Below are 18,690 nucleotides of genomic sequence, written 5' to 3' on the forward strand. Positions count from 1 at the left end.
GGGGCTCCCCGAACCGCGATCCCCCGAGGAGTTTTCATGGACGCTCTCGCCTGCCTGATGACGCGCCGCACAGCGACCCGGCTCGTCGAACCCGGTCCGACGGTGGAGCAGATTATGATCATGCTTGGCGCCGCCACCACGGCGCCGGATCACAAGATGCTGCGGCCCTGGCGCTTCGTGGTTGTGCGGAGCGATGCCCGCGCCACCCTGGCTGCGGCGATCAAGCGGGCCGCCGAGGCCCTCGGCGGGTTGCCCGAGCCGGTCATCCGCAAGACCGCGGGCAAGGCCACCCGTTCCCCGGCGCTCATCGCCGTCGTCGCATCCCGTGTCGGTTCGAAGGTTCCGGTCGCCGAGCAGGACGCCTCGGCCGCGGCAGCGGCGCAGAACATCTGCCTGGCCGCGCACGCGCTCGGCGTCGCCTCGGCCTGGAAGTCGGTGCCGATGCAGGACAGCGCCGAGGTCCGGGGGGCGTTCGGGCTGACGTCGGACGAGGTGCTGGTCGGCTGGGTGGAGCTCGGGACCCAGGCGGACACCGCGCCGCTGCCGGCGCGGCCCGCCGTTCGGCTGGCCCAGGTCGCGACGGAGATGGAGGTCGACGGGACGCTGGTTCCCGTGGCGGCGGACGATCGGATCTCCCAGTTCGGGCAAGTGACCACGGTGTGAGCGGCAGGTTACCTAAGCTGGAACACAGGTCTTGAGATCGGGCGGCCTGGACCGGGGTATGACTCCGGCTCCCGAGGTGCGACGGGAGGTACGCCGTGTATGGCGGTCTTCGAGGCCGTGGCGGTCTTCGAGGCCGTGGTGGTCTTCGAGGCCGTGGCCGTCTCGGCCTGACCGTGGCCGGAGGGCTGCTGCTCGCGCTGGTCGTCGGATGCTCGGAGCCGGGGTCGAGTGGGTCCGGCGGCTCGGTCGCCCGGCCGGGCTCGGTGGTCACGCCGAGTGCGTCGTCTCAGGACCCGGGCGGCCCGGGCGCGCTCGGGACCTCCGCCGCGGCTGCGACGCCTGACGTCTCACGGGCGCCGGGCCCCTCCGGAACCTCCGCCGCCCCGGACGGTGTCGCGTCACTGCCGGTGCCGACTCCGCGAGCATCCTCCGTCTTCGTCGGAGAGGCCTGTTCCCCCGCCGAGGACACCTCGCCCGCGACCGCCGTCAACGGCCTTGTGCTGTTCTGCGCGCCCGTCGGCGGGACCGGCCCGGCCGGCATCGGTCGATGGTCCACGGAGCCGCCCGCCCCGGCTCCCGTGGTTCGGCCGGATGAGGGCGGGAACTGCGACCCCGAGGACGTCGGGCGCATCGTCCAGGACTCCGCCGGCCGCCCGGTGTCCTGCCTTCGGGACCCGACGGGCACCCTGACCTGGTCCGACATCTCCTGAACTACGTCGCCACGTCGCCACGTCGCCGGGATGATCAGCCGTTGCGGCGGGCCCGGCGGGTGGTGAGGGCCTCGGCGACGGACCAGAGAGCCGGCAGCACCAGGGCTCCGAAGACGGTCGCCCATGCCCACGGATGATCGGCCAGGTAGGGCACGACATCGTCGTGTAGCCAGGGGAAGAGCCGGTCATGGATCACCGGAACGACACCGGCCGCCGCGAACACCGCGATGAGCCCCGCTCCCACGACCGCCAGTCCTCCGGGCAGGTGCCGCCAGCCGGTAAGTCCGATCATCAGCAGGCCGATCAGGCCGACGACGATCCCCAGGCCGCCGACGATGCCCGAACCGGTCAGCCCGCCGGCCGTGCCGAGGCCGACCAGCGCTGTTCCCACCGCGATCGTCATCCGCCGCCGGCCGTGCGTGACATCCCGGATCATCTCGAAGGCGAGACGGGTGACGGTCCGGGCGAGGAACGCGACCGGCCGCAGGGGCCGTGGCAGCCGGCGGGTCGATGTGGCCCAGGCGACGACCACGGCCACGATCTGGGCCAGGGCGGTCACCAGAACCGGGCCCTGCGCCGCGTCGGTGATGCGCTCGTCCGAGACGCGGCAGGCCTCGAGTACCTTGTCCACCGCTCGCGGGGGCAGCGCGCCGGGCGTGACGGGGACGCCGCTGAGCCCGGGTGGCCGGGGCGGTCGGCGCGCCAGAGCCGAACTGTCGACGCCGGCAGGCCGGTGGGCACCGGTCTGTCCCGCGGCGATCCTGGCGGCCACGGCCGCGGCCAGCGAGATGACCTCGGCGCCGCGCGGCTCGTCCAGGTTCGGGGAGCCTGTCCCTTCCGGTACCGCCGAGGCCCCCGGTCCGGTCGTCGTCCCGGGCCGGCTCGGTTCCACGGTCAGGGCCCGGTCGACGGCGGCGAGGAAGTCGGCGGTGGGCCGCGGATCGACCCCGGCCTTGTTGTCGCGCCGCACCGCCTCGGCGACCCCCACCAGCTCCTTGGCCGCGATGTCCCGTTGGATGCCGGCGGCGACCCAGGTCGCCGTGACCGGAAGGTTCGGCGGCACGGGGGCGTCCGGATCGGTCAGAAAGCCAAGCTCGTCGAGTACCTCCCGCGGCGCCGGGATGCCGGCCACCTCGGTGAGATCGTCGACCAGATCCACCAGCCAGCCCCGGCGGGCCAGCGCCGCGGCGTGGGCGTGACCGGCGGGGACGGCGGTGTCCCGGCGGATCACGAGCCGGCGTGGATCCAGCATGATCCGGACCAGCCAGCCCGCACCGTCCAGCCGTCCCCACATCCAGTCGTTGGCCCGCCACGAGGACTTCGCGAAGGCGCCGAAGTTTCCCAGCTGCAGGCCTGTGACCTTCTCCTCGGCCAGTGCGCGGGCGGGATCGAGGCGGTTCGGTAGATCCGCGCTGATCTGGACGAGCTCAACCGGTTGGTCGAGGACCGCGGCGCCGGTGCTTCGTTCGACCAGGTGCACGTCGAGCACGGCGATCAGGGCGTCCGCGGGAGTCGACGGGAGGTACCCGACGAAGTCCGCGAGGGTCCGGGCCGCCACCGCCCGGCGCTGGCCGACGCTGAGACCCTCGGGCCTGGTCTCTGGTCCCGCCGGAGGCCGGGCCGCGGGGGACCGCCGGTCCACGAGATCGGTGAGCTCGGTCCGCAGGGTCTCGATCATCCGCTCCAGGGAGCGCCAGGCCCGGGTGAGCTCGTCCTGCCCCGCGTCGCCCTCCGGGTCGGTCCGCAACCAGCGGCGGGCAGCCTCGGCGATGACGTCGAGCAGCGGTGCCCCGGCCATCGCACCGAGGGTCTCGCTGACCGTCGTGAAGACGCCGGGCCGCAGGGCCGCGGTGGCTGTGGTGGCGGTGGTGTCGGTGTTCCGGATGGTGGCGTGCGATGCGCCGTGCACGGCCGCCGCGAGCCGGGCAAGTCGGATCCGGTCCGCCGGCTCGGGGGAGAGGACGTACCCTTCGTTGATCATGTTGATCAGTAGACCCTTGGCGGCGTCGAGCGCGGGTCGGCCCAGCCGCCACAGGTCGGYGAGGTCGGCCGTGGTCGGCAGCCGGTCGGGAAGCATCTGGAYCACGGCGTTGACCGCGGCGTTCGTCATCCGGGCGGGTCCGGCCGCGTCGGTGCGCAGCGCTTCGGTGTCCGGGGGACGGGGCAGATCGAACCGACCACCGAGGACGCGCAGCAGCGCCTCGATCACCGGTGGGGCGATCTCCTCTGCCAGGCTGCGGCGGTAGGCGTCATAGACGCTCTCGTCCGCTAATCGGGGACCACCGGCCGGGGCGAGGCGCAGCAGCCGTCGCCGGTTCGCCCGCGTACCGCGTACGGCGCTGTTGTGGTCGCGCAGCGTCGCCAGATCTGTACCGATCGACTGGTTCAGCGCCGCGCCGAGCACCTGGAGAAGGGTGGGGATCACCGTGGGTGGCACAGGCAGGGCGGGCGGTGTGGACGTCCTGGTTGGTGCCGCCGGATTCGTTGGTGCCGCCGGATTCGTCGGTACCGGCATCCGCGGCGAGGGCACGACGTAGGCGAGCACGCGACGGACTTGGCGTTCGGCGGGCCGGTCGAAGATGGCCGCCAGCGCCGGTCCGATCGGGCGGTTGACCAGGATCCCGCCGTCCGATGCGTGGAATCCGTGGGAGGCGTTGACGTAGCGGGCCATGTCCGGGTGCGCGGCGTCGACGGCGTGCCCCACCGGCACGTAGGCCGGCTCGAAGGCGCCCGGAAAGGCGGAACTGGCCCGTGCGGCCAGGGCGAGACGGGGGACCGCGCCAGGGTCGGTCAGGTCCTGYGTGCCGAAGGCGAACAGGCCCCGGTGGTCGACGTCGTACATGGTGCCGCCGAGTGAGTCGGCGTGCTCGGCGACCTCGCCGCGCAGGATCGTCGTAGTGATGAAGACCGATGTCGGGCGGTCCATGCCGGCTCGGTCCATGCCGGCTCGGGCCGTCTCCCCCACCGCTGTCAAGGCGGTGTGCAGCGCGGGCAGCACGGCGGTGTCCCCGTGCAGCAGCGAGGGATACGTCTTCTCGTGGGGGGTGCGCATGAGCGCGTCAAACGAGCCGAGGGACAGCCACAGGTCCCGCAGCGGGGTGAGATCGGCGTGGTGGGTGTTCGCGTAGCCCAGCATGGCGGCGTTGATGCCACCGGCCGAGGTGCCGGCGAGTACGTCCACACTGACCTCGACGTCGAGGATGGTCGCCAGCCGGGCGTAACGGGCAGCGACGGCGGCGTCCGCGTCGTCGGCCCGGTCACGGTCCGGGCTGGTCGCAAGGTTGATCTCGGTGGCGACCCCGCCCATCCAGACGGCGAGGCTCGCGCCACCGGTCATGACGACCGCGAGCCGTACCTCCTGGGTGGCCGGGTCGCGCATGAGTGGCAAGAGTAGACGTGCCCGGCCCCGGGCCTTCCCCGTTTGTCGGAGAAAAGTTGGATCGCGACGACTTCTTCCCAGCCGCCACTCTTGTCAACGGGTTACTCGTGAGTAGCATGGGAACAACGTACTCACGAGTAGCTAGCCGGCATCGGCCGATCACGGTGTCCGGCGGTCCCGGGAAGGAGCCGTTGATGGGCCACTACCGGAGCAATCTGCGAGACATCGAGTTCAACCTGTTCGAGGTGTTCGGGGTCGATCGCACGCTCGGCACCGGTCCCTTCGGGGAGATGGACGCCGAGACCGCGCGCGAGGTGCTGGCCGAGCTCGATCACCTCGCCTCCGGACCCGTTGCCGAGTCCTTCACCGACGCCGACCGTCATCCACCGACCCTGGATCCGGCGACCGGGTCGGTGACCCTGCCGGAGTCGTTCAAGAAGTCCTACCAGGCCGTTCTGGACGGTGAGTGGTGGCGGCTCTACCTTCCGCCGCACCTGGGTGGGCTGGGTGCGTCTCCGACCGTCGCGTGGGCGGCCTCGGAGCTGCTGCTCGGAGCGAACCCGGCCATCTTCATGTACATGGCCGGGCCGACGTTCGCGGCGATCCTGCACCGGCTCGGCAACGAATGGCAGCGCCAGCTCGCCGAGTTCGCCATCGAACGGCACTGGGGCGCGACGATGGTGCTCACCGAGCCGGACGCGGGTTCCRACGTCGGGGCCGGTCGTACCAGGGCGATCGAGCAGCCCGACGGCACCTGGCACATCGAGGGCGTGAAGCGGTTCATCACCAACGGGGACTGGGATGTCCCGGAGAACATCATCCACCTCGTGCTCGCCCGGCCGGAGGGGCACGGCCCGGGGAGTAAGGGCCTGTCGATGTTCGTGGTGCCGAAGTTCATGCCCGATCCGCGGACCGGCACGCCCGGCGCCCGTAACGGCGTCTACGTGACGAACATCGAGAAGAAGATGGGCCTGAAGGTCTCCGCCACCTGCGAGCTGCGGTTCGGTGAGCGGGCGCCGGCGGTCGGTTGGCTGGTCGGTGACGTCCACGAGGGCATCGCCCAGATGTTCCAGGTGATCGAGTACGCCCGGATGATGGTGGGCAGCAAGGCCATCGCCACGCTGTCCACCGGATATCTCAACGCGCTCGAGTTCGCCCGCACCCGCGTCCAGGGTGCGGACCTGGCCCGCGCGTCGGACAAGACGGCACCGCGTGTCACGATCATTCATCACCCGGATGTCCGCCGGATGCTGATGATGCAGAAGGTGTATGCGGAGGGCATGCGTTCACTGGTGCTCTACACCGCGACGTTCCAGGACCGGGTTGCGCTGGCCGGCGAGCGGKGGGAGGCCGACGAGCTCGCCGAACGCATCAACGACCTGCTGCTCCCGATCGTCAAGGGGGTCGGCTCCGAACGGTCCTACGAGCTGCTCGCCTCTTCACTGCAGATCCTCGGTGGTTCCGGGTACCTGCAGGACTATCCGATCGAGCAGTACATCCGCGATGCCAAGATCGACACTCTCTACGAGGGCACCACGTCGATCCAGGGCCAGGACCTGTTTTTCCGGAAAATCGTCCGGGACCAGGGGCAGGCGCTGGCCTCCGTGCTGGGCGAGATCCAGACGTTCGTGAAGGGCGAGGCCGGCAACGGCGCGCTGCGGGCGGAGCGGGAGGCGCTGGGGGTGGYCCTTGAGGACGTCCAGAGCATGGTGAATTCGCTGGTCGGGTTCCTCACCGGCGCCGCCGAGGAGGCCGCCGCGATCTACAAGGTCGGCCTGAATACGACGAGGCTGCTGATGAGCCTCGGTGACCTGATCATCGGATGGCTGCTCCTGCGCGGCGCCGAGGTAGCCCTGCGGACCCAGGATTCTCCGGCGTCCGCCGGGGCCCGGCCCGCTCGGGACGCCGCCTTTTACCAGGGCAAGGTGGCCGCCGCGCGCTGGTTCGCGGCCRATGTGCTACCGGAGTTGACGGCGCGCCGGGTAGCGCTGGAGTCCACCGGCCTCGGGCTCATGGAACTGCCGGAGGAGGCGTTCTGATGTTGCCGCGGCGGGGTTGCGTTCTTGCCGCGGAAGGGTATATGGACCGGTATGGGAATCCCGTTGAGTCTTTTACTCTTGGCCCTCGGCGCCATCCTCGCCTTCGCGGTCCGCTCCGAACCGTCCGGGCTCGACATCACGGCCGTGGGCATCATCCTGATGTGCGTCAGCGCCATTGGGCTCGGCCTCACCCTGTACCGCGACCAGTGGCGCAGGAAGATCGTCGAAGAGTCGGTCGAGAACGGCGTGCCMGCGCCCAGACCGCTCGATGACGGCATCATCGTCGACCCGTCCGCTCCGTTCGAGGCCCCGCACCGGCGCGAGCTGGGACTGACCCCCGAGGAGGATCGTCGGCTGAACCCCTCACGCCATCCGGAGGCGACCTACGGTGACGGGCAGCCGGCCATCCACGTGCACGTCGAAGGGGACCACCCMCTGTCGCCGCACTGAACCGTGCTCGTTCACCGGTCCGCCTGCCCACCGCCCGGTCCGGTTCCCTGGACGGTCCGTGGGGACGGACCAGGGAACCCGGCCGGGCGCTCGTCCGCGGGGGCGAGCCGGGATGGTCGGTTCAGGAGGTGCGTAGCGGCGGGAACGCCTGATCGAGCTCGTTGCGCATGTCCCGCTTGAGGATGTCGTCGGCGTCCGAGGAGGACTGACCCTCGAGCAGAAACCGAGCCACTCGTAGGGTGAGGTCGACCMGCTCAGCCAGGTTGAGCGTGCCGGTGAACCGGCCGCTGGAGTTGGCGGAGGTCAGAACCTTGGCGACGAACTCGTCCGCGGCCTGCAGTGCCTCCACTCGCGTCATGGTTCCACCTCTTTGTGCCGGAAGCCGGTCAGAGGCGCAACCGTACCAGGGAGCGGAATCTGGGCCGTTGTGTGCCCCTCTTGCGTGCAGTGTGCCCGTTTGTGGCCAACTRGTGGATCCGATGAGTCGATCAGGACCAGGCGAGTGCCACCGTGGGATCGGTGATGACGGCACCCACGTCGGCGAGGACCGCGGAGCCCAGCGCGCCGTCGACGATGCGATGGTCGAACGAGAGTGCCAGCTGTACCACCGTACGCACGGTGAGCTGGCCCTCGTGCACCCAGGGCATCGGTCGGATCGAGCCGAGGGCGAGGATCGCCGCTTCGCCCGGGTTCAGGATCGGGGTGCCGATGTCGACGCCGAGGACGCCGACGTTGGTGATGGTGATCGTGCCGCCGCGCAGATCCGCGGGGCTGAGCCGGTCCGCCCTCGCCGCGGTGGTGAGGCCGGCCAGGGCGTGAGYCAGCCCGACGACGTCGAGCCGGCCGGCATCCGGGATGGTGGGCACGACGAGCCCACGCGGGCCCGCCACGGCGATGCCGAGGTTCACCCGGTCGTACACATGTATCTCCGGCCGGCCACCGTTCTCCGGCCGGCCACCGTTCTCCGGCCGGCCACCGCCCGCGTCCTCGACCCAGGATGAGTTGATCATCGGATGTCGGCGAACGGCGATGAGCAGGGCTCTGGCGACGAACAGCAATGGGGTGATCTTGATCCCGGTGAACTCCGGCAGCGCCGCGATCCGGTCCCGGGCGGCCATCGTCGCCGTCGCGTCGACGGTGAGGAACTCGGTGACATGCGGGGCAGCCGAGACGCTGGCGACCATCGCCTGCGCCATCGACCGCCGGATGCCGGTGACAGGCACGTGCCAGGTACGCGTCTCGGCGGAGAAGGTGGCCCCGGCGGGGATGACGCCGATCGGCGGGGCATCGCGCGTGGGCGGCGCCGCGAGGGGCGCGGTACGGGCGGCGGCACGCACCGCGGCCTCGACGTCGGCCCGGCTGATCGTGCCGTCCGGGCCGGTGCCGGCGAGGGATGCGAGGTCGACACCGAGGTCACGGGCGAGCTTGCGGACCGGCGGTTTGGCGAGCACCGGACCGGCTGTGTGGACCGGACCGGCTGTGTGGACCGGACCGGCTGTGTGGACCGGACCGGCTGTGTGGACCGGACCGGCTGTGTGGACCGGACCGGCTGTGTGGACCGGACCGGCTGTGTGGACCGGACCGGCTGTGTGGACCGGACCGGCTGTGTGGACCGGACCGGCTGTGTGGACCGGACCGGCTGTGTGGACCGGACCGGCTGGCGTAGGTGGTCGTCGAGGGCGGCGCCGGCGGCTCTCGGCCGTCCTCGGTCCATAGCCCACGAGGACGGGGGTGCGCTCGATGCTGCCAGCGTCCCGGGATGTCGGCAGGCTGTTCGCACCCGTCCCGTTCCCACCCGTCCCGTCGGCGTTGGTGTCGGYGTCGACGTAGGTGTCGGTGTCGGCGGTCTGGATGGTCAGCAGGGGTGCGCCGACCGCGAGGGTCGTTCCCTCGGCGCCGTGGGTCTCGACCAGGATCCCGGCGAACGGGCTGGGGACCTCGACGACCGCCTTCGCGGTCTCGACCTCGACGAGGGGCTGGTTCACCGTGACGGTGTCCCCGACCTGGGCAAGCCACCGGACGATGTCCGCCTCGGTCAGACCTTCGCCGAGGTCAGGGAGCCGGAACTGTCGCTGCGTCACGGTAACCCCAGTCAGATAGCCGGWTGGTCGGTCCTCATGCTTCTCAGTACGCTCAGTACGCGAAAGAACGGTCCACGGCGTCGAGGATGCGGTCRACGTCGGGGAGGTAGTGATCTTCGAGGCGGGCCGGGGGATACGGGGTGTCGAAGCCGGTGACCCGCAGGACCGGCGCCTCCAGGGAGTAGAACGCCCGCTCCGTCACCCGCGCGGCGACCTCGGCCGACACCGAGACGTTGGACGGTGCCTCATGGACCACGACCAGCCGGCCGGTCCGGCGTACCGAGTCGAGCACGGGTTCCAGGTCCAGGGGTGAGAGCGTCCGCAGGTCGATGACCTCCAGCGACCGGCTGTCGTCCGCCGCGCTGATCTCGGCGGCGTCGAGGCAGGTCCGTACGGTGGGGCCATAGCCGACGAGGGTCGCGTCCGTGCCGGTGCGCACGACCCGGCTGGCGTGCAGCTGGGTGAGCTCGCCCGCGGGCAGTTCGGCGAGGGGGCGCGGGTCGACCACGCCCTTCTCCCAGTACCGCCGTTTCGGTTCGAGGAAGATCACCGGATCGTCGGACCGGATGGCCTGCTGGATCATGTGATGGGCGTCGACCGGGTTCGAGCAGGCGACAACCTTCAGGCCGGCGGTGTGACAGAAGTACGCTTCCGGCGACTCACTGTGATGCTCGACGGCGCCGATCCCGCCGCCGAAGGGGATGCGGATCGTCACCGGCAGCCGGATCCGGCCGGCCGACCGGTAGTGCAGCTTCGCGAGCTGGCTGACGATCTGGTCGAACGCGGGATAGACGAACCCGTCGAACTGGATCTCACAGACCGGCCGGTAACCGCGCATGGCCAGCCCGATCGCCGTGCCGACGATCGCCGACTCGGCCAGCGGGGTGTCGATGACCCGGGCCTCGCCGAACTCCTGTTGCAGCCCGTCGGTCACCCGGAAGACCCCGCCGAGCTTGCCGACGTCCTCCCCCATGATCAAAACCTTGGGATCGGCTRCCATCGCCGAACGCAGCCCGAGGTTCAACGCCTTGGCCATGGTGACCGGGGCGCGGGCAACCCGCTCACCGACCTCGTCGGAGCGCTGCTCCCCGGCGACGACGGCCCCGCTGGTCACCGGTTCCCCTCGGGTACGCCCATCTCGTCCTCCACGCCGGGCCCCTCCACGTCGAACATGGCCGCCAACGCCGATCGCTGGGCCGTCACGAGTTCATTCTCAGCCACCTGCACATGGTCGAACAGGCTGGCCGGGATCGGATCCGGCAGCGCGACGCACTGCGCGCGCAGCTCGTGCGCGAAGGAGTCCGCCTCGATGGCCAGCTGCCGCAGACTCTCCTCGGTGAGCAGGCCCCGCGCCGTCAGGTAGGCGCGCATCCGGTCCAACGGATCACGCCGACGCCACATGTCCAGTTCACCCTTCGGACGGTAGCGGCTGGGATCGTCTGCCGTGGTGTGTGGATTCATCCGGTAGGTCACGGCCTCCACCAGCACCGGACCACGCCCGGYACGCGCGGTCGCCAGGGCCCACCGGGTCACCGCGAGACACGCCAGCACGTCGTTGCCGTCCACCCGCACGCCCGGGAAACCGAAGCCCGCGGCCCGGTGGACGATCTCGATCCGGCTCTGGCGCCGGGCAGGTGCCGAGATGGCCCACTGGTTGTTCTGGCAGAAGAACACCAGCGGGGCGGCGAACACGCTCGCCCATCCGAACGCCTCGCTGACATCGCCCTCGCTTGACGCCCCGTCACCGAAGTACGCAATGGCCGCGTCGTTGGTGCCGTCCCGGGCGATTCCCATCGCGTAGCCGGTGGCATGCAGTGCCTGCGAGCCCACGACGATCGAGTAGAGGGCGCACCCGTGGGTGCCCGGATCCCAGCCACCGAGCGTCGTGCCGCGATAGATCGCCAGGATTTCCCTCGGCCTGACTCCCCGGCACCAGGCCACCCCGTGTTCCCGGTACGACGGGAACACCATGTCGCCGGGCCTCAGCGCCCGGCCGGATCCGACTTGGGCCGCCTCCTGGCCCCGCAGGCTCGCCCACAGCCCCAGCTCGCCCTGGCGCTGCAGGCTGGTCGCCTCCTCATCGAACCGGCGGATGAACACCATGTCCCGATACAGCCCGTACAGGTCGTCGTCGGTCAGGTCGGCGATCTGGGCGGCCAGATCGACGGCTGTCCGGGGCGGGTCCGCTMCCGCGGCGTCCACCCCGCCGGCGCGGGCTCTGGAGGGATCGGGTCCCGGCGCGTCGGGTCCGGCTGCCGTCGTCGTGGACGCGGTGGTGATCCGGTGGCCGGTCGGGGTGAGCAGCTGCATGAGCTCCGTCACACTTGCCAACGATAGACCTTGGACGGACAGTGGCAACCGGATCCGGYGGTCCCGCCGTGACGAGTGACCATCGTTCCTGCTCGGTACGGTTGCGCGGTGACGAGTGCGCAGCACATGAGCCGCCCGCCGGCCCGGCGTGAGATCGGCAAGGTGGGGATCTGGAGTGGCCAGTTCGACTTCTCCCCGGCCGCGGTCGTCCGGGAGGCGGTCGCGGAAMTCGACGATCTCGGTTATCCGACGTTGTGGACCGGTGAGGTCAAGGGGCGCGAGGTGCTGGTCACCGCCGCTCTGGCGCTCGCGGCCACCTCCCGGATGACGATCGCGACCGGGATCGCGCAGATCCTCGCCCGTAACCCGCTCACCATGACCGCCGGTCAGCTGGCCCTCGCCGAGGCGTACCCGGACCGGTTCCTGCTCGGGCTCGGGGTGTCCCACGCCGAGCTGATGCACATCCGGGGCGCCTCCTACACGCGCCCACTCGCCCAGATGGCGGCGTACCTCGACGAGATGGACCGGATGGCGGTCGAGCAGTACCGGGCCGTGCCACCGCCCGGTGTCCCGCCACGGGTGCTCGCCGCGCTCGGTCCGAAGATGCTCGGCCTCGCCCGGGACCGGGCCGACGGCGCCCACACCTATTTCGTGCCACCCGAGCACACCGCTGCCGCCCGGGACATCCTTGGGCCCGGCAAGCTGCTCGTCCCCGAGCAGGCGTTCGTCTTGCACACCGATCCGSAACAGGCCCGTGAGCTCGCCCGCCGGCACACCGGGTCCTATCTTCGGCTGCCGAACTACACGACGAACCTGCGGCGCTTCGGGTTCGACGACGACGATCTCGCCGGCTCGGGCTCGGACCGCCTGGTCGACACGATCGTCCCCTGGGGGGACGCGGACGTCCTGCTCGGGCGGATCAAGGAGCATCTCGACGCCGGGGCCGATCAGGTGGCCGTGCAGGTGCTTGACTTCGACCGCCGTGGGCTGCCGCGTCGGCAGTGGCGCGAACTGGCACCGGTGCTGTCGGCACTCTGACCTCGGACGGACCACGGCGGTCGAGTTCGGGATCATGGGAACGGTCGGGACGCGGCCGGTTTGCGAGTGGCTCGTCGTGGCGCGGTCGTCACGGAGGGGGAGCCTGGGGTGGAGCGGGGTGCAGTCAGCCGGCGTGTTCGGCGTGTTCGGCGTGTTCGGCGTGTTCGGTGMAGACGCGGGCGCACGGCCGTCGCCGGTGGCGTCGCCGTCATCGTCGGATTCATGTTCGTGGCCTGCGCCGTGCCCTACGGCGAGGACCATCCGAGGCCGACGCCGACGACTCATGCCGATGGTGCCCCCGTCACCACCGGTCCCTCCGCCTCAGCCGCGGCCACCGGGGGAGCCGGGGGAGCCGGGGGAGCCGCCCCCGTCGGTGACGGCCCGCGGCGGCCGACGGGGCAGCCGGTCACCATCGCCTTCGGCGGCGACATCCACTTCGCGGGTGCTCCCGGTCAGCGGCTCGCCGCCGATCCGCGGACGGCGATCGGACCCATGTCGGCGGCCCTGAGCGCGGCCGATCTTGCGATCGCGAACCTGGAGACGGCGGTGACGGACCGTGGCACCGCGGCCCAGAAGGCGTATGTGTTCCGGGCTTCGCCCACCGCGTTCACCGCGGTACGGGCGGCCGGCATCGACGTTGTCACGATGGCCAACAACCACGGCATGGACTACGGCATCGAAGGCCTGCAGGATTCGCTGCGTTACGCTCGGGAGGCGCACTTCCCGCTCGTCGGCATCGGCGTGGACGACACCGCCGCGTACGCCCCGTACACGACGACGGTCAAGGGGCAGCGTATCGCCGTCCTCGGGGCCACCCAGGTGCTCGACGACGAGTTGATCGCGGCCTGGACGGCGGGTCCGCACAAGCCCGGCCTGGCATCGGCCAAGGAGGTCGATCGGCTGGTGCGAGCCGTGCGGGCCGTGCGGGCCGCGGCGGACACGGTCATCGTCTTCCTGCACTGGGGGACCGAGCAGCAGCAGTGCCCCAACGAGGCACAGCGCGCCCTGCTCCCCCGGCTGGCGGCCGCGGGCGCGGACGTCGTCATCGGGAGCCACGCCCACGTTCTGTTGGGCGCTGGATGGAACTCCGATGGAGTGTACGTCGGCTACGGGTTGGGGAACTTCGTGTTCTATTCCTCCGGCGCCGGCCGGAACACCGAGTCCGGGGTGCTGGAACTGACCGTCGCTGGCCGGGCGGTCACGGCCGCCGCCTGGCTACCCGCCCGGATCGTGGGGGGCATCCCCCAGCCGGTGACCGGTGCCGCGGGAGCCCGGGCCCTGGCGAGTTGGAACGCTCTGTGCGCCTGCACCGGCCTCTCGGCGACGGCACCCTGACCGACGGCTGCGCGCACTGTGCTCCGCCGCGCGCACTGTGCTCCGCCGCGCGCACTGTGCTCCGCCGGGAACCTCGCTCAGGTGGCTGGTCGGGCCGCGCAGATGGTGCAGGTGCCGTAGATCTCCACGGTGTGCACGACGTCGACGAATCCCTCGGCGTTGGCGACCTTGGCGGTCCACGCCTCGATCTCCGGTCCGGCGATCTCCACCGTCCGGCCGCAGGAGCGGCAGACAAGGTGATGGTGATGGTCGTCGGAGGCACAGCGCCGGTAGACCGTCTCACCGTCGTCCCGGCGGATCATGTCGACCTCGCCGCGGTCGGCCAGCACCTGCAGATGGCGGTACACTGTCGTGAGCCCGACCGCGGCGCCCTGCGCCCGTAGCCGGGCGTGMAGATCCTGGGCGCTGGTAAAGGCGTCGGTCTCGGCAAGCGCGGCGGAGACGGCGTCGCCCTGCCGGGTGGCACGCACGGCCGTCCCCCGGCTCGGCGCCGGACGGCGCTCCACCGTCTCATCCCGATGGTTGCAGGGGTCGCGGGCCGGCCGGCCCGCGCCGGCCGACCTGGTGTCGTTCCCCGCGGTGCTCACGTTGCTCCCTTCGCCGCCGTTCAGGCTGTCTGGTCGGTTCAGTCTGTTGCCGGAGGCGCCCTTACCGTCCGTGCCTCTCATCCCGACTGTGCCGTCCGTCCCGCCCGGGGTGCGCGCCAGCCGTGGGGTCGGCTCGGACCCATGAGCTTCTTGGGGTGTACGGGCCACGTTCTCACTTTCTCATCTCCTCGTCGCGCTGGGCGTGCCTGTCGATGGGAATGGGCACGCGTCCGTTTGTCATTATTGAAAATGGTTTTCATCTCGGAGGCGCTGGGTGTGGCACGACTCCGCCGGTGGCGAGCAGTACCGGCGTTTCGTCTCGATCGGAGCGCAGGTGCTCAACCAGAAACCCGAACTCGCCAACTGCTGACGGCCGCACGCTGACGGTCGCACCCACCGATGATCTGCAACACTCCGAGGCATAACCTTCGCCCAGAGTAGATCCAGGACGGAGGGATGCATGGCGGGGCGTAGCGRCCGACCTGGGTGGTTGCGGGAWCCGGATCCGCTCCAGAACCCCCTCGGTAGTCGGCTCGCCATCCTCGGCGCGATCGTGTTGGTGATCGGCGGGGGAGCGGCGACCCTGGCGGGCGGTGCGGATCCGGCGTCCGGGCTGCCCACGTCCACCGCTGGCGATTCTGTGTCCACCGCGAACGATTCTGTGTCCACCGCTGGCGATTCTGTGTCCACCGCGAACGATTCTGTGTCCACCGCTGGCGATTCTGTGTCCACCGCTGGCGATTCTGTGTCCACCGCGAACGACTCTGCCGAGCTGGCCTCCTGGTACCACGGCAGCGAGGGTCTGCGGGCCCGGGTCGCCACGGACGTCGCGGCGGCCCGGGCGTATCTGGCCGCCCAGGACGGCGCTTCCCTGCAGCCCGTCTGTGTCTCCCTCGGCACCGACACGCAGGCGGCGCTGACCGCGCCGGTGCCGCCGACCGTGGCCGCGCAGGCGCGGTTCGATGCCGGCGGCAGGGACTACGCCGCCGCTGCGGCGTCCTGCAAGCAGCTCTTCGATGGCACCCGGATCCAGGTCGGCGTGCTGCAGCAGCGCATCGCGGCGTCGTTGGCGGACGGTGACCGGGAATGGGGGGCACTGGCCGCTCTCATCGGACAGCCGATGGCGACCGCGAGTCCCCCCGCGGCGTCGGGGCGCAGCGGGTGAGGCCGTGCAGGGTGCCGGTGAGCGGAAAGGTCCGGATCTCTTGCTCACACCATCCGGCCTGCCGCAGGGACGCGAGTTCGGCGGCCGTGCCCCGGAGGTCGTAGGCGAGGATGAACAGCAGGATCCGGTTCGGCGGTTGCGGGCGGCTGCGGATCGCGCTGTCCGCGCCGTCCGCGCCGTCCTTCCCGATCACGCTCAGGAAGGTCGTCGCCGATCGGGGTACCCGGGGCCCGACCGGCGGTTCCCCGGACGATGCGTCGTCGCTGAGGTCCATGGCGTAGAGCCAGCCCGCCCGTGCCAGTCGGCCGCCGACGATGACGAGATCGCCCGCCCGATACTCGGCGCGGGCGGCGATCGTCGCGTCGACCATGGCCTCGATCGGACGGGGATCGTGGCGTTCGTCCCATAGCGTGACGGTCCCRCCGACCGCGCAGACCGGCATCACCGCCAGCGCGATCAGGCCGACGGCCGCGGGAAGCCGCGCCGGCCCAACCAGCCTGGCTGTCTGGGCCGTGCGGGCCAGGTCGGCGACGCCGACCGCGACGATGATGGCGAGCAACGGAACCAGAAACAGGTTGGTCCGACAGGCCCCGAAGGGCCAGTAGCGTCCGGCGCTGGCCGCGAGTTGGAGCAGTTCGGCGCCGACCAAGGCGACGATAAGGATCATCCCGTCGGGGCGCCGGCGCAGTACCCGGACTCCGAGCGCCAGCGCAACCGCCGTGGCCGTCCCGACGAGCAGCGTCGGGAGGCGATGCCCCTCGAGGAGGGAGTGCACCAGATTGGGGTCATAACGGTCGATCCCGGGCGGGACGCCACCGAGAATCGCGCCGGTCTGTTCGAGCGTGAACCGCAGGCCGCCAAGGATCCCTCGACCGGCGAGGAAGTGATCGTCCCAGAAATGGCTCGCCCGTTGGCTGGACTGGTGCGCCACAAAGATCATCATGTGGGTGCCGGTCAGGAGGAGGGCGGGGCCCACCCGTCCGGCGGTGCGCACCACGGTGCGTCGGGGCACCGCGCGGACCAGGTCGTAGCCAGCGAGGGGAACCAGCAGAAACACCGCTGGCAGCGACAGCAGCGCCAGCGCCCCGGCCGCGGTCCGGCGTGGGAGCGTGGCCTGTCCCGTCCACAGCGCGACCACCGCGAGGGTGACCACCGCATCGAGGACGTAGGGCTTGAGCTGCGTGCCGGTGTCGACGACGGTGCCGGCGAGGGCGGTCGTCACCGTGGCGGCCACGGCCGGTACCCGGCCGGTGAACCGCCGCGCGAGCAGGAAGCCGCCCGTAGCGAGAAGCGGTAGCCAGATTCCCGCTCCGACGAGCCGGAGCGACCAGCTGTGCCAGCCGAGGATGGTCCCGGTCAGCCGGGTCAGTGCCAGTGAGCCGACCGAGGACGGGGTGTTGGCCGCCGTCAGCTCCGACCAGAACGTCGGCCACGGTTCCCCCGCGAAGTGCGGGCGCCACAGCTCGTCGTACCAGAGCGGACGATCGATCCGGGCTCGCAGCGCGATCTGCACCCCGATCGTGGCGGCGACCAGTAGACCCACGAGCAGGACGTCGCCATGCCGKTTTTCCACAGGTTGTCCACAGGACACTGGCGTCCTGTGGACAACCTCCCCGATGGTGTCGATTGCTCCGTCAGTTCCGTCGTTGGGAGGGGCACTGTTGTTGGGAGGGGCGTTTGTAGGAGGCCAGGAAGCGATCGATCCGGCCGATGGCGTCCGTGAGATCGTCCACCGCGGGCAGGGTCACGATCCGGACATGGTCGGGATGCGGCCAGTTGAAGCCGCTGCCCTGGACGAGCAGGATCTTCTCGGCCAACAGCAGATCGAGGACGAAGCGCTCGTCGTCCCGGATCGGGTAGACGGCGGGGTCCAGCCGGGGGAAGGCGTACAGCGCCCCCCGCGGCGGGACGCACGACACCCCGGGGATGTCGTTGAGGAGCTTCACGACCGTGTCTCGTTGTTCGCGCAGCCGGCCGCCGGGCAGGACGAGGTCCCCTGCGCCGCCGTCCTCCGTGAGGGCGGCGACCGTGGCGAACTGCCCGGGCGCGTTGGCGCACAGGCGCATGTTCGCGAGGATGTTCACTCCCTCGATGTAGCTCGAGGCGTGGCCGCGCGGACCGGACATCACCATCCACCCGGCCCGGAACCCGGCCAGCCGATAGGACTTCGACAGCCCGTTGAAGGTCATGCAGACCAGGTCCGGCGCGAGCGCTGCGGTCGCGATGTGCTCGGCGTCCTCGTAGAGGATCCGGTCGTAGATCTCATCGGACAGCAGCATCAGGTGGTGGCGGCGGGCRACCTCGACGATGTTCTCCAGCACCTGCCGGTCGTAGACGGCACCAGTCGGGTTGTTCGGGTTGATGACGACGATCGCTCGTGTCCGCGGKGTGACCTTGGCGGCGATGTCGTCGAGGTCGGGCGCCCAGCCGGCGGACTCGTCGCAGAGGTAGTGCACGGGCCGGCCACCGCACAGGCTGACCACGGCCGTCCACAGTGGATAGTCGGGCGCGGGGAGCAGCACCTCGTCGCCGTTGTTGAGCAACGCCTGCAACGACATCATGATCAGTTCGGAGACGCCGTTGCCGAGGTAGACCCCGCCGGGGTCGATGCCGGTGACCCCCTTGCGGAGGTGATAGCGCACGACCGCTTCCCGGGCGGCGAGTAGTCCCTTGGAGTCGCTGTAACCCTGTGCATCCGCAAGGTTTGCCACGACGGCCTCGAGTACCTCCGGCGGTGCGGAGAAGCCGAACGGCGCGGGATTGCCGATGTTCAGCTTGAGGATGCGCGACCCCGCAGCTTCCAGCCGGGTCGCTTCGTCGAGGACAGGCCCACGGACGTCGTAGCAGACGTCGGCGAGCTTGTCGGACTGGGTGAACTCCATCTGCCCAGGGTAGGTGGGCTGTCCAGCGGATTTTCGACCGGTCGGCGGCGT

Annotated in this window: 16 protein-coding genes; 8 read left to right on the forward strand and 8 right to left on the reverse strand. The window is 70.7% G+C overall.

The genetic code is table 11. The annotated features are described in order from the left end of the window. Positions 1-36 precede the first annotated feature (36 nt). Together CcI156_RS12245 and CcI156_RS12250 are read left to right on the forward strand one after the other, a co-directional pair. Positions 37-663 (forward strand): nitroreductase, encoded by a 627-nt coding sequence (locus CcI156_RS12245; RefSeq protein WP_011434526.1) that lies wholly within the window; start codon positions 37-39, stop codon positions 661-663. Between the two features lie 173 nt (positions 664-836). Next, positions 837-1,373: a hypothetical protein gene (locus tag CcI156_RS12250; protein WP_049760795.1), complete on the forward strand. Its 537-nt coding sequence runs from the start codon at positions 837-839 to the stop codon at positions 1,371-1,373. Positions 1,374-1,407: 34 nt separating this feature from the next. Here the strand turns inward: CcI156_RS12250 and CcI156_RS12255 are convergent, their stop codons facing one another. Beyond that, positions 1,408-4,752, reverse strand: a complete 3,345-nt coding sequence (locus CcI156_RS12255) for a patatin-like protein (protein WP_076805766.1) — start codon at positions 4,750-4,752, stop codon at positions 1,408-1,410. Positions 4,753-4,946: 194 nt separating this feature from the next. Between CcI156_RS12255 and CcI156_RS12260 the strand changes: the two genes are divergently transcribed. Beyond that, complete coding sequence (locus tag CcI156_RS12260; protein ID WP_076805829.1) at positions 4,947-6,791, forward strand: acyl-CoA dehydrogenase; 1,845 nt, start codon at positions 4,947-4,949, stop codon at positions 6,789-6,791. 63 nt (positions 6,792-6,854) lie between these two features. Next, on the forward strand, positions 6,855-7,241 hold the full coding sequence (locus CcI156_RS12265) for a hypothetical protein (protein WP_232234807.1): 387 nt from the start codon (positions 6,855-6,857) through the stop codon (positions 7,239-7,241). A gap of 121 nt (positions 7,242-7,362) precedes the next feature. On the opposite strand, the gene CcI156_RS12270 is transcribed toward CcI156_RS12265, so the two are convergent. The 4 genes from CcI156_RS12270 to pdhA form a co-directional block, all read right to left on the reverse strand. After that, the gene (locus tag CcI156_RS12270) at positions 7,363-7,599 is read right to left on the reverse strand and encodes a hypothetical protein (protein WP_076805767.1); all 237 of its coding nucleotides are present in this window, start codon (positions 7,597-7,599) and stop codon (positions 7,363-7,365) included. A 130-nt stretch (positions 7,600-7,729) separates the two neighbouring features. Continuing rightward, positions 7,730-9,322: a dihydrolipoamide acetyltransferase family protein gene (locus CcI156_RS12275; protein WP_076805769.1), complete on the reverse strand. Its 1,593-nt coding sequence runs from the start codon at positions 9,320-9,322 to the stop codon at positions 7,730-7,732. Between the two features lie 52 nt (positions 9,323-9,374). Then, positions 9,375-10,436: an alpha-ketoacid dehydrogenase subunit beta gene (locus CcI156_RS12280; protein WP_076805771.1), complete on the reverse strand. Its 1,062-nt coding sequence runs from the start codon at positions 10,434-10,436 to the stop codon at positions 9,375-9,377. Beyond that, the gene (gene pdhA / locus CcI156_RS12285; RefSeq protein ID WP_076805838.1) at positions 10,433-11,632 is read right to left on the reverse strand and encodes a pyruvate dehydrogenase (acetyl-transferring) E1 component subunit alpha; all 1,200 of its coding nucleotides are present in this window, start codon (positions 11,630-11,632) and stop codon (positions 10,433-10,435) included. The genes CcI156_RS12280 and pdhA overlap by 4 nt, the downstream gene beginning before the upstream one ends. A 126-nt stretch (positions 11,633-11,758) precedes the next feature. Here pdhA and CcI156_RS12290 point away from each other — a divergent pair, with 126 nt between their 5' ends. Next, a complete protein-coding gene (locus CcI156_RS12290; protein ID WP_076805840.1) occupies positions 11,759-12,670 on the forward strand; it encodes an LLM class F420-dependent oxidoreductase in 912 nt (303 codons plus the stop codon). Between the two features lie 222 nt (positions 12,671-12,892). After that, a complete protein-coding gene (locus tag CcI156_RS12295) occupies positions 12,893-14,005 on the forward strand; it encodes a CapA family protein (protein ID WP_254847394.1) in 1,113 nt (370 codons plus the stop codon). Positions 14,006-14,082: 77 nt separating this feature from the next. Here CcI156_RS12295 and CcI156_RS12300 read toward each other — a convergent pair whose 3' ends face one another. After that, positions 14,083-14,592 (reverse strand): Fur family transcriptional regulator, encoded by a 510-nt coding sequence (locus tag CcI156_RS12300; protein WP_369807835.1) that lies wholly within the window; start codon positions 14,590-14,592, stop codon positions 14,083-14,085. A gap of 274 nt (positions 14,593-14,866) precedes the next feature. On the opposite strand from CcI156_RS12300, the gene CcI156_RS27735 reads away from it, so the two are divergent. Further along, positions 14,867-14,962 (forward strand): hypothetical protein, encoded by a 96-nt coding sequence (locus CcI156_RS27735; protein ID WP_023840601.1) that lies wholly within the window; start codon positions 14,867-14,869, stop codon positions 14,960-14,962. A 375-nt stretch (positions 14,963-15,337) separates the two neighbouring features. Next, positions 15,338-15,757, forward strand: coding sequence for a hypothetical protein (locus tag CcI156_RS26860; RefSeq protein WP_235187072.1), 420 nt, complete (start codon positions 15,338-15,340; stop codon positions 15,755-15,757). Here CcI156_RS26860 and CcI156_RS12310 read toward each other — a convergent pair. Together CcI156_RS12310 and CcI156_RS12315 are read right to left on the reverse strand one after the other, a co-directional pair. Beyond that, positions 15,699-17,330: a hypothetical protein gene (locus CcI156_RS12310; RefSeq protein WP_254847395.1), complete on the reverse strand. Its 1,632-nt coding sequence runs from the start codon at positions 17,328-17,330 to the stop codon at positions 15,699-15,701. The two genes, CcI156_RS26860 and CcI156_RS12310, sit on opposite strands and share 59 nt — an antisense overlap. Before the next feature lie 61 nt (positions 17,331-17,391). Then, entirely contained in the window at positions 17,392-18,639 is a 1,248-nt protein-coding gene (locus tag CcI156_RS12315; RefSeq protein WP_011434540.1) for a pyridoxal phosphate-dependent aminotransferase, read from the reverse strand. Between the last annotated feature and the right edge of the window lie 51 nt (positions 18,640-18,690).

The organism is Frankia sp. CcI156 (assembly GCF_001983015.1).
Classification (GTDB): Bacteria; Actinomycetota; Actinomycetes; order Frankiales; family Frankiaceae; genus Frankia; species Frankia casuarinae.